Origin of the sequence: Nocardia vinacea (genome assembly GCF_035920345.1) — a bacterium.
Lineage (GTDB): Bacteria > Actinomycetota > Actinomycetes > Mycobacteriales > Mycobacteriaceae > Nocardia > Nocardia vinacea_A.
This window is the reverse complement of record NZ_CP109149.1, coordinates 5,401,947-5,416,484: the sequence shown is the minus strand read 5'-3', so window position 1 is coordinate 5,416,484 and position 14,538 is coordinate 5,401,947. Positions and strand designations below refer to the sequence as shown.

Below are 14,538 nucleotides of genomic sequence, written 5' to 3'. Positions count from 1 at the left end.
TGCCCCCTTCCTCGTCGTGCTGCCCGCGCAGCCGTGATCAACTCACCGGTGCGCCAACCCCACGACGACACCCTGCATCCAGTCCGCGATGTCGGCAGCGACCCGCGCGTGCACCGGCTCGTGCAACAGGTCGTGCCCGGCGTCGGCGTACTCACGCAAACTTACCCAATCGTGGCGACGAGTCCAGACCCTCATCGCATCGATCGGCGCCCGTCGGTCCTCGATGCCGTGCACGGCGAGGATGGGCAGGGTGCTCGGTAACGGCGTGCCGGGCGCACCGGGTGCGCCACCACCGAGCGCTCGCTTCGGCACTCCCGACAGCACCAGCCCGACCAGCTCGCTCGGCGGCAGGCTCGGCCGCAGCGGGTACTTGGCCTCTAGTCCGTGCAATTCGTCGGCCGCACTGTTCTGATCCGGCACCGCCGCGCCGAGGATGCCCAGGGCGGTGACGGCCCCGAGTGAGTGGCCCATCAGGATCAGCGGCGTACCCGGTAGTTCCGCGCGGACCAGCTCGATCAGCTGCATCGCGTCGGCCACCAGTTCCACCAGCGTGCCGGGATTATTCGGATCGCCCTCGCTCAATCCGTGCCCCGCGGTGTCCAGCGCCCACACTTCGATCCCCGCGGATTTCGGGGGGCGGGCGAAGCGGTGGTAGTGGCCGCTGTGCTGGCCCATTCCGGGCAAGAGCACCGCAATTGCCATCGGGTTGCCGACCGGCCACCGCCGATAATGCATCCGGCCCCGCGCTCCGTCGAAGAAAGGCATTCGTAAATACTGGCAACTCGCAGCGATGCAGTCGAGTTCCTGACATAACTACTGCTGAGTTCATATCTGACAAGGTGGCTGGACATCCGGCCGAGGGTCGGGCAAGAGAGTCGAGGTTCGCTGTGAGGAAGCTCTATCGTCCGAACGTACGAGTGTGGGTTGTCGCATTTTCGCTGGGTTGTGCCGGCGTGGATGCGTCGGCCGCCATGGCCGAGCCCCAACCGGGTGCGGTCGCCGCATGCGCACCGGCCCAGGCGGCGACGGCCGTGCCCGCCGGTCTGCCGGTGCTCGATTGGTCGGAGAACGTGGGGTACGACGCGCAGGGCAACCTGTGGGTATCGCGGCTGTACCGCAATGAGGTGCAGCGCTACGACAGCGCGGGCCGGTTGACCGCGACGGTGCCGGTCGAATTCCCGGGCGCGATTCGGCTCGGGCCCGACGGCCTGCTCTACGTCGTCTTCGGCGAATCACCGACGAGCGTGGTCCGTCCAGGTGGGGTGGTGCGCTTCGACCCCGACGATCCCAGGCCTGCGGTATTCGCCTCCGGATTCACCATGCCCAACGGCGCCGCCTTCGATGCGCAGGGCAATCTGTACGTCGCATCCAGCCTCGGCGTGATCCGGATCCGTCCGGACGGCAACGTCGATGCGGACTGGACGGCGCGGGCGAAGTACATCGGTTCCAATGGCATTGTGGTGCAGGACAATTCGATCTACGTCAGCATGAACGGCAATCCGCTCGGTCGGATCGTGCGCTTTCCGATCGACGATCCAGCCGGCGTCGCCGTGGTCGCCGACTTGACGGTGTCACCCGGAATACCGGACTTCGTAGACGATCTCGTCATCACTGACGCGGGCGTGCTCTACGTGACCACCTTGACCGGCCAACTGGTTCGAGTCGACCCGGCCGCGAATACCGCATGTGCCGTACTCACCGGCCAACCGATGACATCGGTGGTCGTCGTGCCCGGCCGTTCCGACGAACTCCTCGCCGGCACCGAGAGCGGCGCGATCCTGCGGATTCACCTGCCGCACTGAGCGAATCGGTCAGTCCTCGATGAGGTCGGGGGGTGCGGCCTGACGCCAGGAATCCAGCAGGATGTCGTACAGTTCGTCGATATCTTCCACGGCGGAGAGCCGGGCCCGGATCCAGGACGAGGACGCCTCGTGCGGCGGGACCCAGAACTTGTCCGGTTCGGCGGCGATGAGTTCTTCGCGATCGTGTCTGGGGCAGCGGATGGCGAACGAGGTCTGATCGTCGGGGATGGTGACGAACATTTTGCCCGCCACATCGAAGGTGGGATGGTTCCAGCGTTCCTTCTCCAAGGTCTTGGGAAAGGACAACGCGATGCGGCGCACGTCGTCGGCGTCGAGCACGGTTCAGCCTCCGGTTCGGAAATCGGACTCCTATCGTGCACATCGCTTCGTCGGCCATCAAGTGACGGCGTCGGTTATGCGCGACGCGATCGTGCGTAACCGCTCCACCAGGACGGGCGGCTCGTGGACTCGGAAGTTCGCGCCGAGTTCGATCAGGCGGTATGCCAACCAGGTCGGGTCGTCGTCGCGGGTGGCTTCCAGTCGGCAGGAGTCGTCGTCGATTGGTGCGATATCGCCGGGGGAGTCGCCGAGACGGCCGGCGACCCGGCCGATCGGGGCCTGGATGGTCACGCGGACGCGGAAGGACGGCGTGCCCCAATCGGTTCGGCGACCCGCCACATAGGCGGCCGGATCCGCGGCGGGCAGTGCTCGCTGGCTGTAGCGGGCTCCAGTGGGTTGCGGTCGGTCGATGCGATCGACTCGGAAGATGCGCCAGTCGTCGCGGTCCATATCGTGGCCGACGAGGTACCAGCGACGCCGTGACGGCACCAGCCCGACCGGTTCGATATGGCGACGGGTTTCGGCACCGGATTCGCCCCGGTACGCGAAACGTACCCGCTCCCTGTTGGTTATGGCCGCGGCCAGCGCGGTCAGCACCTCGGGATCGACGGCCGGGGCGTCGTCGGTGTGCGGCACCAGGGCGGTGCCGAGCACCCGCACCCTGCGGCGCAATTTGGCGGGCAACACCTGTTCCAGCTTGGCCAGTGCGCGGACCGAGGCCTCCTCGATGCCGACGATGGCGGATCCGGCGGCGGCGCGTAGCCCGACCGCGATGGCGACCGCCTCGTCGTCATCGACCAGGAGCGGCGGCATCGCGGTACCGGCCACCAGCCGGTAGCCGCCGGTCGCACCCATCGTCGCCTCGACCGGATAGCCGAGGTCGCGCAACCGGTCGATATCGCGGCGCACGGTGCGGTCGGTGACGCCGAGGCGATCGGCGAGTTCGCTACCCGGCCATTCACGTGGTGTCTGCAGCAGGGAGAGCAGGCGCAGCAGGCGGGCGGGGGTGTCGTTCATGATTTTCAGGATTCCAAATAACTAGGACTTAGATTGTCCTATATGACTTCTAACGTACTCGATGTACCCAAGAGCTAGGAGTTGAAATGAATACAGCATCGCGTAGCGATTCGATGAGGGGTGGCGGTCGGGAGACGGGTGGGCTGAACGAGATTCGCCCCTTCCGGATCGACATCCCGCAGGCCGATATCGACGATCTGATCGACCGGCTGGTCCGCACCCGCTGGTCGGCGCAGCTGCAGGGCAAGGGCTGGGAGCGCGGTGTTCCGGTCGACTATCTGCGGGAGCTGGCCGAGTACTGGCGCACCGGATTCGACTGGCGGGCCCAGGAGGCGGCATTGAACGAGTTCCCGCAGTTCATCACCGAAATCGACGGCCTGGACGTGCATTTCCTGCATGTGCGTTCGCCCGAGCCGGATGCGCTGCCGCTGATCCTGACCCACGGCTGGCCCAATTCGTTCGTCGAATTCACCAAAACCATCGGCCTGCTGACCGATCCGCGCGCCCACGGACTCGATCCGGCGCAGGCGTTCCATGTCGTGGTCCCGTCCGTGCCCGGTTTCGCATTCTCCGAAGGGCCGAAGGAGACCGGGATGACGGTGCGTCGGGTGGCCGAGATGTGGGTCGAGCTGATGGATCGGCTCGGTTACCAGCGCTATGGCACCCAGGGCGGTGATCTCGGGGCCTACGTGGCACCCGAAATCGCCCTTATCGCACCGGATCGTGTGGTCGGTGTGCATATCGATGGCGGTATCGGCATGCCGACCGAGGCCGATGTGCCGACCATGACGCCCGAGGAACGCGCGGAATGGGACCAGATGCAGGGCTGGATGTCCGGCGGCGTGAACCACCACGTGCTATTGCGTGCCGCGCCACAGACTTTCGCGCATGCCTGGACCGATTCCCCGGTGGGCCTGCTCGCCTGGCTGATGCAGAAATTCAACGAGTTCACCCCGTTGGCCGAACTGGCCGAGGACGTCATGGACCGCGATCATCTGCTGACCAATATCAGCCTGTACTGGTTCACCAACACGGCTGGGACGTCGTCCTGGCCGATGTACAACGGACTCGGCGACGGCGGATTCGTCTGGCCTACCGGCCAAAAGGCGGTACCGACGGGTGTCTACGCGGGGGGTTCCGCACTCATGCTGCGACTCGCCGAGCGCGACAACACCATTGCGCACTGGCCCGAGGGCAATACCGGAAACCACTTCGTGCCGATGGAACTGCCGGATATGCACGTCGCCGATATCCGAGCGTTCTTCGGCAAGGTGGCTTGAGCGCTCAGTTGTTCTGGTGCGCGATTTCGTCCCGTGATACGGAGTCCGCGTGGTTCGGGGCGGCCGGCGCCACCGGGTCCTGAGTCGAGGCGGGCTGTGCCGGTGCCGGTGCGGCGCTCTCCGGCGCCGGCGCCGGCGGCAGCACCGGAAGATCCGGAACGTAGAACATTCCGACCGTCGGCGTCATTACGCAATGCGCGAACGGGTAGTCGATCATTCCCCACATCGAGGCGATGACCGTGCCAGGACCGCTGGTCACGGTCTTCGACAGCGTCGGCATGTTGTATTCGGTCCGGTCGTCGAGAGTGGTGAGGCCGCTCGCACCGGTATTGACGTTCAGCCAGGCCACGACGAGCCCGGAGGATATCGGTGCGCCCGAATGCGCGGGCGTCGCACTGAAGCGCAGGGTGCCGGGCAGCGGATCCGCGGCGCCATTGGGGTTGGAGCCGTCGGTGGAGGCCGCCGCGATGATCGTGGTGACCGGGCCGATGCTGCCGCAGCCGAAGGTCGGGGCGGCGTAGGCGAACGGGGTGAAGGCAGCCGAGACGTTGCGCAGTTCGGCGATATCCACCATCTTCGTGAACTGGCTGAGCGCGCCGACGCCCGCCTGCGCGGCCGGATCGGATCCGGCATCGGTGGTGAGCTGTTCGAGTCCGGTATCGACAGTGGATGGCTCGGCGACCGCCGTACCGGTGAGGGCGAGGACCGCGCCGATGCCGAGAGAGGTCACTGCCGCGGCGGCGCGTGCGATGGATCTGCCGTTCACTCGTTCTCCTCGATACCGAACACCGGGATAGCTCCGCCCCACGTGCAGCAACGTACCAGTTCGTCGCTTACGCCGCCCAGGGACTCACAACCAACTGGACCGGCCGCTGAGGGCCGACGTGCGACAGATACCCGATCTGCCCTTGTGACCCACTCGACAGTGAGAGATTACCGGGGGGTAGGTTTGACGCGGACGTACGAGACACACCGGGAGATGTGTATGAAACTAAGTCTGACGCCCGACGAGGTGGGCTTCCGCGACGAGCTGCGGAACTTCTACCGGACCGAGATTCCCGCCGACATCCGTGACCGCGTCAAATACGGCCACGAACTGTCCCGCGAGGACATCGTCACTTCGCACAAGATCCTCAACGACCACGGTCTGGCAGTGCCGAACTGGCCGGTCGCATGGGGTGGCAAGGACTGGACGCCGATTCAGCGCCACATCTGGCAGGACGAAATGCAGCTGGCCTCGGTGCCCGAGCCGCTGACGTTCAACGCCCAGATGGTCGGCCCGGTGATCGCGCAATTCGGCTCGCAGGAGATCAAGGAGCGCTTCCTGCCGCCGACGGCCGCGCTGGATATCTGGTGGTGCCAGGGCTTCTCCGAGCCCGACGCCGGATCCGATCTGGCCTCGCTGCGCACCACCGCGGTGCGCGACGGTGACTCCTACATCGTCAACGGCCAGAAGATCTGGACCACCCTCGGCCAGTACGCGGACTGGATCTTCTGCCTGGTCCGCACCGATCCGAACGCACCGAAGAAGCAGGCGGGCATCTCCTTCCTGCTGTTCGATGTGAAGTCTCCCGGCGTCACCATCCGCCCGATCAAGCTGATCGACGGCGGCTACGAGGTCAACGAGGTCTTCTTCGAGAACGTGCGGGTGCCCGCCGATCAGCTGGTCGGCGAGGAGAACCAGGGCTGGACCTACGCCAAATTCCTGCTCGGCAACGAGCGCACCGGCATCACCGGTGTCGGGCGCACCAAGGTCAAGCTCGGTGTCGCGAAGGATTACGCGCGCCAGACCAAGTCGGGTTCGGGCACCCTGCTCGAGGATCCGGTATTCGCCGCGCGTATCGCCGAACTGGAGAACGAACTGCTCGCACTGGAACTGACCCAGTTGCGCGTGGTTTCGAACTCTTCGGACGGTAAGCCGAATCCGGCTTCGTCGGTGCTCAAGCTGCGCGGTTCCGAACTGCAGCAGGCCGCGACCGAGCTGCTGCTCGATATCGCGGGCCAGGACGCACTCCCGGTCGACGCCGCCGATATCGCCTCGCCCGGTTGGGCACAGCGCAGCGGCCCCAGCTATCTGAACTACCGCAAGACCACCATCTACGGAGGCTCCAGCGAGGTGCAGCGCACCATCATCGCCTCCACGATCCTCGGATTGTGAGGCGCCGCCATGGATTTCGAACTCACCGATGAGCAGGTCATGCTGCGCGACACGGTTCGCGACCTGCTCGCCCGTAACTACGATTCCGAGACCCGTCTGAAGGTCACCGACACCGAACTCGGCTGGAGCCGCGATGTCTGGAACCAGCTGGCCGAACTCGGCGTGCTCGGCCTGAGCTTCACCGAGGAGGACGGCGGCGTCGGCGCCGGTCCGGTGGAGACCATGGTCGTACTCGAGGAGATCGGGCGCCGGCTGGCACCCGAACCGCTGCTGGATGCGGTGCTGGTGCCGGGCGGTCTGGTCGCGCGGGTCGGCAGTGCCGAACAGCGGCAGCGGATTCTGCCCGAGGTGACCGGCGGTACCAAGCTGCTGGCATTCGCGCATGCCGAGCCCGGTGTGCGCTGGCCGTCCACCGAACTCGCGACCACCGCTGTGCAGCAGGGGGATTCGTGGGTGCTGACGGGTCTGAAGAATCCGGTTCCGCACGGTGACAGCGCCGATGAGCTGGTGGTCAGCGCGGTGCTGCCGACCGGCGGCATCGGACTGTTCCTGGTGGATGCGGCCGGAGTGCAGCGCAAGTCGTACCGGACGCTCGATGGTCAGCGTGGTGCGCAGATCGAATTCGACAAGGTGCCAGGCGAACTGCTCGGTGACAATATCGACGCCGCCGAGGCGGTGCAGGTCACGATCGGGCACGCCCAGGCCGCGCTGTGCGCGGAGTCCATCGGTGCGATGGAGGAGGCGCTGCGGCTGACGACGGATTATCTGAAGACGCGCAAGCAGTTCGGCGTCACGCTGTCGAAGTTCCAGACGCTGACCCAGCGCGCGGCGAATATGTACGTCTCGCTGGAATTGGCGCGCAGCATGAGCCTCTACGTGAATGCGTCGCTGGCCGATGGTGCCGATGCTGAATCTCTCGGCCACTCCGCAAGCTCCGTGGACGCGGTCGTCGCGTCGCGGGCGCGGCTGCAGGTCGGTCGCTCGGCTCGGCATATCGGCCAGGAGGCGATCCAGATGCACGGCGGCATCGGCGTCACCGCGGAGTATCCGGTGAGCCATTACGTCGCTCGGCTCACCGCGATCGAGCGCACGCTCGGTGGTGGGTTGGAGCATTTGCGGGTGCTCAGTGCGCAGGTCGGTTCTTACGACCTGCCGGAGCTGTAGGGCCCGGTAGTTCCGAACGGCGGCGCGTGCGAGGCATGCGCCGCCGTTTTGCTATTCGTCGCTCTGGCCCGGTGAGGTGGCCGCCGGTACGCGACGTGTCGTCGGCGGTTCTTCGATGGCCGGGTCGACGGTGGTCGGACGCGGCTGGGTGGTCGGCGGCAGCTCGATCTCGGTGGTGAAGGCGGGCACCGGCTCGGTTGTCGGAGCGGCGTACGGCGTGGAGTTCCGTGGCCCTCGGGTCGTGGATTCCGGCACGGCCGACGGCGGAACGGTGAAATCGACCGACTTGCGGGGCGGTCCCGGGCGCGCGACCTGCCAACTCGGCGACGGCGGGATGAACACCTTCGGTGCCGCCGAGGTGCTGGTGCCGTAGCGCACGGCCGGGACGGCGTCATCATTGGCGGATTTGATCGGTGGCGGTGCGACGTAGGTGTCGTGTTTGCCGAGTCCGCAGGCGCCGATGAGAACGAGTCCGAGCGAGACCGCGCCCGCGGCGATCACCGGACCGGCGATCTTGGCCCTGCTGCTCTCCATCGGTGACACTCCTCGTCGTTCGAGTGGGGCTCACAATAATCGAGGCCGGTCGACCCGGCCAGGCGAGAGCACACGCCGGGCATGCGCGGCCCCAGTGCAGATTAAACAGCGATGATTCAGATATCGAATTGGTCTCTTCGGCGTGTCGCGGGCACGTGTCGTGGCCGAACCACGTCCCGAGCCGTAGCGTGTGTGATCAAAGTTACGCGTGAGACGCCAGTACCTAGATGAGAGACGCGCGGTGGAAATCGGGCGACGGCAATACTCTGATCGGCGTCATCGAGGAGTTGATGATGGGAGCTTACTCGACAACTCCGTTGCGAGCCTCCGCCACGGCCGACGAATCAGCGGCCCCGGAAACTTCGCAGCAAGTCGTGTCGAACCCGCCAGTGCGCACGCTGTCCACGATTTTGTCGCGGATAACGGCCTGGTTGATTTTCATCGGCGGCATCGTCGGAGCCGTGCTCGGCATCGCCGGACTGCACGTCGAAATCACTGTCGCCGGACTGATTCTGGCGTGCACAGCTGGTCTGGTGCTGTTGAAGCTACGCGCGGATCGAACCAGCTGAACCGTGCCGCGGCGGCGCGGAAAATCGCGAGCGCGCAGGGCTTTCGGGCTCTAGCGTAATTCGGTATGAGGATCGAGATCACCGCCGATGCCGCACGGTTCCGGTCGCTGGCCGAGTCGTTTCTGCTGCGCGATCCGTTGCGACACACGGTGATCACCACCGGGATCGCCAACCACCTGACCGGCATGCAGGTCGATGCCGACTGCTCGCGGTTCCTGTCCGTCCACGACGACGACGCGACAGTGATCGGCGCCGCCATGCGTGCGGCCGGCCGCGGCGTGTATCTCGGTGAGCTGCCCACGGGAAGTGTTGTGCCCGTTGCCGATGCGATGGCCGAGGTCGCCGCGGATGCGGGTGGGGTCGAGGGCGCGACCGATGATGCCACCGAATTCGCCGAACACTGGGGCAAACAGCACGGTGTCGGCTATCGGGAGATGTACTCGACCCGCCTCTACCGGCTCGCGGACCTGAACTTTCCGGATGCCCCCGGAACAGCCCGTCGTGCAACCGATTCCGATGTCGGGCTGTGCGTCGAATGGACCGAAGCCATGCGTCTCGAATCCGGTATGCCGCCGCCGACCTTGACCGCCATCGCCATCCGGAACCGCATCGCGACCGGTCGCTGGTGGCTGTGGGAGCGCGACGGCGAGCCCGTCTCCCTTGCCGCACACCAGATCCCGGTCTTCGGCTGGTCCCGAATCGGCCCCGTCTACACCCCACCCGCCCACCGCGGCAACGGCTACGCCGGCATCCTCACCGCCCACGTATCCCGCACCCTGCGCTGGAACAACCTGAACGTCTGCCTCTTCGCCGACATCGCCAACTCCACCGCGAACCGCATCTACCGCGCCATCGGCTTCGAACCCGTCCGCGATTTCGTGGATTACCAATTCACCTCGGCCACAATCACTCCCTGATCGCGCTACGCCAAACATTGTGCGCTTCTTTAGAGGGCACAACCTGGTACACCTCCGGCCGCGGCCGCACCCGCGAGGAAGCCGACTACAACGCCATCCAAAAAGGCACCGGCCACCGCTCCCAAATCCTCGACTCCGTCTGCCAGGACTGAGCAAGTCGCCGGTGTCGCATAGGCATCGGGTGACCTCGCAGCGGCTATGGCTTTTGCGAGGTACGCACTGCTTGTGCGGCGGTCAGGGGGCGGAGGTGACCCATTCGAAGGCGGCGGCTTTGGAGCGGGCGCCTTCGGCGGTGCGGGAGCGGTTGGGTTCGTCGAGCTCGGCCAGTAGGTCTTCGGTGAGGCCGACCAGCTCTGCCAGGACCGGCGGGGTGAACCAGGTGGGGCGGGTGGCGAAGAGGATGTCTTCGGTGGAGGTGTTGCCGCTGGCGCCGGGGGCAAAGGGGCAGCCGCCGAGGCCGCCGAGGGAGCCGTCGACCATGGTTGCTCCGGCTTGCAGGGCCGCGAGGGTATTGGCGACGCCCATGCCCCAGGTGTCGTGACCGTGGAAGACGATGCGGCGGTGCGGGGTTCGGTCGCGCACGGCCGAGATCAGCTCCGATACCTGGGTCGGGTGAGCCTGGCCGAGAGTGTCGGCGATGACTATGTCGCAAGCGCCCTCCGTGCGCGGGTCGTTGGCGATGGCCAGAACTCGCTCGGGATCGACGGGACCGTCGAACGGGCAGGTGAAGCTGGTGGCGAGGCAGAGCTGGATTTCGCCGTCCGCCTCCCGCGCCAACCGAACGGCATCCGGCATCGCGGCGACACTGTCCTCGGTGCTGCGGCCGATATTGGCCTTATTATGCGCGTCCGATGCGGAGAAGCAGTACTGGAAGTTGCGCACGCCCGCGGCGGCGGCCTTCTCCACATGGCGCGGTGTCGCTACCCAGACCCAACAGCGTTGCAGCTCTTCGGGACTCAACGCGGCAATGAGTTCCATGGTGTTGGCCATCGGCGGCACCAGATCGGGACGCGCCATCGACCCGATCTCCAGTGCGGGCACGCCCACGGCGAGCAGTTGGCGCACGATATCCACCTTGCGCTCGACCGGCAGCACCTTTCCGGTCAACTGCAGCCCGTCGCGCAATGTCACATCGCGCAGCATCACTCGTCCTCCGGTGCATCCCGGACCGGCGGCGCCTGACGCACATGCGGCGGCACGCACATCACCCCACCGCAGGGCTTTTCATTCGTAGCAGGGGTGGGATGCACCGTCGGACGCGCATGTCCGGGCGCACTCACTTCGCGCGCACTGCGCCCCGGCGGTCGACGCCTGCCGTATACCCGTCGCGTCATACCGCCTCCACTCCATCGATACCGGCGCGCATCACGCCTCCAATCCGGCGATATCGGCATCGCTCATTCCGAGCAGTTCCGACAGCACCTCTCGCGTGTGCTCACCCAGGTCCGGTCCGACATTGCGGATGGGCAGGGACTTTCCACCGATCACCGGGACGATGCCGGGAAAGCCGACCGTCTTCGGTTGCGGCGCACCGACATCCACCGGGAACGGCTGAATCATATTGCGCGCCTTGTACTGCTCGTCGACGACGATATCGGCGGCGGTGTAGATGGGGCCGCACGGAATGGCCGCCGCCTCCAACAGTTTCAGCGCCTCGTCGCGGGTGTGCCGCACGGTCCATTCGGCGATGGACGCGTCGAGCCGTTCGCGATTGCGCCAGCGTCCGGCGTTGTCCTGCAGTTCCGGATCGGCAGCCAGATCGGGACGGCCGATCACCTCCATATAGCGCTGGAAGATGGCGTCCCCGTTACCGCCGATGATGATGCTCGCGCCGTCGCTGGTCGGGTAGGCATTACTCGGCGCGATGCCCTCCATCCGCCCGCCGACCCGCTCGCGGTTGATGCCGTACGCAAGATAGTCGGGCACCAGCGATTCCATCACCGACAGGATCGCCTCGTTCAGCGCCACATCGATGACGCGTTCCCCCAGCGGTATCGACGTATTGGTGCGTTGCCGCTGGAACAGCGCCATCACTGTGCCGAACGCCGCGTAGATCCCCGCGATCGAATCACCGATGGACACGCCGACCCGCACCGGCGGCCGATCCGGATCACCGACGAGTTCGCGCAGCCCGCCGACCGCCTCGGCGACCGCGGCGAAACCGGGCCGCGCGGCCAGCGGCCCGGTCTGCCCGTAAGCGGAAATCCGGGTGATCACCAGATCCGGATTGACTTCGTTCAGCACCTCCGGACCGAGGCCCCACTTCTCGAGCATGCCCGGCCGGAAGTTCTCCAGCAGCACATCGCAGTGCCGGAGCAGATCCAGGACGATGCCCCGGCCCGCCTCGGTGCGCAGATCCAGCGTGATCGACTTCTTGTTCCGGTTGATGGTGCGGTACAGCATCGACGTATCGCCGCCGTAGAGTCGCCAGTTGCGTAGCTCGTCCCCGGCCTTCGGCCGCTCCACTTTGATCACCTCGGCACCGAAATCGCCGAGGATGCGACCAGCGGTCGGCGCGGCGATGTAATTGCCGAGTTCCAGGACGCGAACCCCGTCCAGCGGGCTGATGCTCATGGCATCAGTCTGTACTATCGCGCCGCCCGGCAGCGGCCCGACCTGGTACCAGCACGAAGTCCGGTAAAGCGATCGCACGGCCCCTCAACTGCCGCAGCACAATCGGAGCTACTGCGGCAGCCGTGCGGTCGCCGTCACGACTCCAGTGGGGAAACTTCCTCGATGATCGAGTAGTGCTCGGCATTGCCGTGAAGCGAGGTGCTCTTGACGCCGTCCACCGCGACCGGGATATCGCCGGCGAGGGTGATCCGGGTCAGCTTGCGCGGCTGGTTGTCGTAGTCGTCGACGGCGTAGTGCTGGGTGGCGCGGTTATCCCAAATAGCGACGTCACCGGGCTGCCAGTTCCAGCGGGTGGTGTTCTCCAGCCGGGTCACCCGGTCCTGGAACAGGCGAAACAGGGCCTGGGACTCACTGGTGGAGACCCCGACGAAGCGCTTGACGAAGTGCCCGACCAGCAGTGCGCGCTCACCGGTCTCCGGGTGCACCCGCACCACCGGATGCTCGGTCTCGTAGTAGTCGGACTGGAACTCGGCGCGGTAGGCGTCGGTATTCGGGTTGCTCCGGTCGACGTCGGTGGCGGCGTAGTCGTAGAGGTTGGTGTGCACGGCCCGCAGGCTCTCGGCCAGGCGCTTAAGCGGCTCCGGCAGCGAATCGTAGGCGGCGACGGTGGAGGCCCAGGTGGTGGAGCCGCCGTAGGTCGGCAGGGTGACCGCGCGCAGGATGGAGGCCTTCGGGATCCGGTCGACGAAGGTGACGTCGGTGTGCCAGCTATTGGCGCGGCCGTACTCCGAGTCGATGGCCAGGCTCTTGACGCCGTGCGAGGTGACCGTCGGATGCGGGGTGGTCGGGGTGCCGAGCAGTTGCGCGAACTCGTACTGCCCGTCCTCGGTCAAATGGTCCTGGCCGCGGAAGAAGATGACCTTGTGCTCGAGCAGCGCGCGCCGGATCACCGCGACGGTTGCCGCGTCCACATCGCCGCCGAGCCGGACATTGTCGACCTGGGCGCCGATGCGAGCGCCGATTTTGGTCACGGTGGCGGTTGTCTGGGCGTAGTCGACCGTCATGAGATCACCTTCGCTGGGTTGAATCGGTTGATGCGCCCCGAGCACATCACCGAAACCCGCACCCCAACCAGGGTTTCCGTCGCCCTGATCCCAACCCCACGCCCCGCCGAGCGGATTCACATGGCGGCTCAGTGCATGTCGCAGAGCCGCCATTCCTGCCCTCGATGGGGTGGTGGTCGAGCGTTTGTCGAGGGTAGTCAAATGGCCGTTGTCGGTGGGCGTTTCGGGCCACCATTCGACTACCCTCTGTGAGCTGTTCGGTTGGGTCCGCTGATGTCCCCTCGGCCCCGTGCCTCACCTCGGAGGGGGCGGCGGAAGGCGGGGCGATCAGCCGACGTGCTCGCGCAAGTACGCCAGATCCTCGGCGACACCCTCGCCGGGCGTCTCCAGAACCACCGGCGCGTCCGCCGTCCGGCACACCTCGGCGAGCAACTCCGGATCGATCGTCCCGTCCGCGAAATTGGCATGACGGTCCGCGCCCGAATTGAATTCGTCGCGGGAGGAGTTCAGGTGCACCAGGTCGATGCGGCCGGTGATGGCCTTGATCCGCTCGACGACGCCGACCAGATCCTCACCGCCCGCCCAGGCGTGGCAGGTGTCCAGGCAGAAGCCCGCGCCGAAATCGCCGACCGCGTCCCAGAGCCGGGCGATCGAATCGAAATGCCGGGCCATGGCGTGGTTGCCGCCCGCGGTGTTCTCGATCAGGATCGGCACCGCGAAGCCGCCCTTGTCCTGCTGACGCTCGAACAGCTTGCGCCAGTTATCGATTCCGGTCTCCAGTTCGCTGTCGGAGCGGACATGGCCGCCGTGCACCACCAGACCGAACGCGCCGATATCGGCGGCGGCCTTGGCTTGCTGCGCGACCGCATTGCGCGACGGCATGCGCAGGCGATTGTTCAGGCTGGCCACATTGATCTGATAGGACGAGTGCACCACCACATCGATCGGGCTGGCGAGGATCTCCTCGGTCCGCGGATGCGGGGTCGGTTTGTCCCAACTCTGCGGGTCGACGACGAACAGTTGGATGACATCGGCGCCGAGTTTTTCACCGAAGCCGATCGGATCGCTGTCGAGCCGGACGTGTGCTCCAATGCGCATGGGGCCGAGCCTAACGAGTGCC

At 66.2% G+C, this 14,538-nt stretch carries 15 protein-coding genes; 6 read left to right on the top strand and 9 right to left on the bottom strand.

The window, feature by feature from the left end; translation table 11 throughout:
• Nucleotides 1-42: 42 nt before the first annotated feature.
• Nucleotides 43-765 (bottom strand): alpha/beta hydrolase, encoded by a 723-nt coding sequence (locus tag OIE68_RS24785; protein ID WP_327093493.1) that lies wholly within the window; start codon nucleotides 763-765, stop codon nucleotides 43-45.
• A gap of 206 nt (nucleotides 766-971) precedes the next feature.
• On the opposite strand from OIE68_RS24785, the gene OIE68_RS24780 reads away from it, so the two are divergent.
• Complete coding sequence (locus OIE68_RS24780) at nucleotides 972-1,802, top strand: hypothetical protein (protein ID WP_327093492.1); 831 nt, start codon at nucleotides 972-974, stop codon at nucleotides 1,800-1,802.
• Nucleotides 1,803-1,811: 9 nt separating this feature from the next.
• Here OIE68_RS24780 and OIE68_RS24775 read toward each other — a convergent pair whose 3' ends face one another.
• Together OIE68_RS24775 and OIE68_RS24770 are read right to left on the bottom strand one after the other, a co-directional pair.
• Nucleotides 1,812-2,141, bottom strand: a complete 330-nt coding sequence (locus tag OIE68_RS24775; RefSeq protein WP_327093491.1) for an MmcQ/YjbR family DNA-binding protein — start codon at nucleotides 2,139-2,141, stop codon at nucleotides 1,812-1,814.
• A 57-nt stretch (nucleotides 2,142-2,198) separates the two neighbouring features.
• Nucleotides 2,199-3,158 (bottom strand): YafY family protein, encoded by a 960-nt coding sequence (locus OIE68_RS24770; RefSeq protein ID WP_327093490.1) that lies wholly within the window; start codon nucleotides 3,156-3,158, stop codon nucleotides 2,199-2,201.
• 113 nt (nucleotides 3,159-3,271) lie between these two features.
• Here OIE68_RS24770 and OIE68_RS24765 point away from each other — a divergent pair, with 113 nt between their 5' ends.
• Entirely contained in the window at nucleotides 3,272-4,438 is a 1,167-nt protein-coding gene (locus OIE68_RS24765) for an epoxide hydrolase family protein (RefSeq protein ID WP_419150795.1), read from the top strand.
• Nucleotides 4,439-4,442: 4 nt separating this feature from the next.
• Here OIE68_RS24765 and OIE68_RS24760 read toward each other — a convergent pair whose 3' ends face one another.
• On the bottom strand, nucleotides 4,443-5,204 hold the full coding sequence (locus OIE68_RS24760) for a hypothetical protein (protein WP_327093488.1): 762 nt from the start codon (nucleotides 5,202-5,204) through the stop codon (nucleotides 4,443-4,445).
• A gap of 219 nt (nucleotides 5,205-5,423) precedes the next feature.
• Here OIE68_RS24760 and OIE68_RS24755 point away from each other — a divergent pair, with 219 nt between their 5' ends.
• Together OIE68_RS24755 and OIE68_RS24750 are read left to right on the top strand one after the other, a co-directional pair.
• Nucleotides 5,424-6,596: an acyl-CoA dehydrogenase family protein gene (locus tag OIE68_RS24755; RefSeq protein WP_327093487.1), complete on the top strand. Its 1,173-nt coding sequence runs from the start codon at nucleotides 5,424-5,426 to the stop codon at nucleotides 6,594-6,596.
• A 9-nt stretch (nucleotides 6,597-6,605) separates the two neighbouring features.
• Nucleotides 6,606-7,760 carry an acyl-CoA dehydrogenase family protein gene (locus OIE68_RS24750; protein WP_327093486.1) on the top strand — a complete coding sequence of 385 codons (1,155 nt, stop codon included), beginning with the start codon at nucleotides 6,606-6,608 and terminating at the stop codon, nucleotides 7,758-7,760.
• Nucleotides 7,761-7,811: 51 nt separating this feature from the next.
• Here OIE68_RS24750 and OIE68_RS24745 read toward each other — a convergent pair whose 3' ends face one another.
• Nucleotides 7,812-8,294, bottom strand: coding sequence for a hypothetical protein (locus tag OIE68_RS24745; protein WP_327093485.1), 483 nt, complete (start codon nucleotides 8,292-8,294; stop codon nucleotides 7,812-7,814).
• A gap of 227 nt (nucleotides 8,295-8,521) precedes the next feature.
• Here OIE68_RS24745 and OIE68_RS24740 point away from each other — a divergent pair, with 227 nt between their 5' ends.
• Together OIE68_RS24740 and OIE68_RS24735 are read left to right on the top strand one after the other, a co-directional pair.
• Nucleotides 8,522-8,863: a hypothetical protein gene (locus OIE68_RS24740; RefSeq protein ID WP_063721640.1), complete on the top strand. Its 342-nt coding sequence runs from the start codon at nucleotides 8,522-8,524 to the stop codon at nucleotides 8,861-8,863.
• Nucleotides 8,864-8,928: 65 nt separating this feature from the next.
• The gene (locus tag OIE68_RS24735; protein WP_327093484.1) at nucleotides 8,929-9,780 is read left to right on the top strand and encodes a GNAT family N-acetyltransferase; all 852 of its coding nucleotides are present in this window, start codon (nucleotides 8,929-8,931) and stop codon (nucleotides 9,778-9,780) included.
• A gap of 234 nt (nucleotides 9,781-10,014) precedes the next feature.
• On the opposite strand, the gene OIE68_RS24730 is transcribed toward OIE68_RS24735, so the two are convergent.
• From OIE68_RS24730 to OIE68_RS24715, 4 genes are all read right to left on the bottom strand, one after another.
• The gene (locus OIE68_RS24730; protein WP_327093483.1) at nucleotides 10,015-10,923 is read right to left on the bottom strand and encodes a hydroxymethylglutaryl-CoA lyase; all 909 of its coding nucleotides are present in this window, start codon (nucleotides 10,921-10,923) and stop codon (nucleotides 10,015-10,017) included.
• 222 nt (nucleotides 10,924-11,145) lie between these two features.
• Nucleotides 11,146-12,354 (bottom strand): CaiB/BaiF CoA-transferase family protein, encoded by a 1,209-nt coding sequence (locus tag OIE68_RS24725; protein ID WP_327093482.1) that lies wholly within the window; start codon nucleotides 12,352-12,354, stop codon nucleotides 11,146-11,148.
• A 134-nt stretch (nucleotides 12,355-12,488) separates the two neighbouring features.
• The gene (locus OIE68_RS24720; RefSeq protein WP_327101791.1) at nucleotides 12,489-13,418 is read right to left on the bottom strand and encodes a TauD/TfdA family dioxygenase; all 930 of its coding nucleotides are present in this window, start codon (nucleotides 13,416-13,418) and stop codon (nucleotides 12,489-12,491) included.
• A 327-nt stretch (nucleotides 13,419-13,745) separates the two neighbouring features.
• On the bottom strand, nucleotides 13,746-14,516 hold the full coding sequence (locus OIE68_RS24715) for a deoxyribonuclease IV (RefSeq protein ID WP_327093481.1): 771 nt from the start codon (nucleotides 14,514-14,516) through the stop codon (nucleotides 13,746-13,748).
• Nucleotides 14,517-14,538 lie beyond the last annotated feature (22 nt).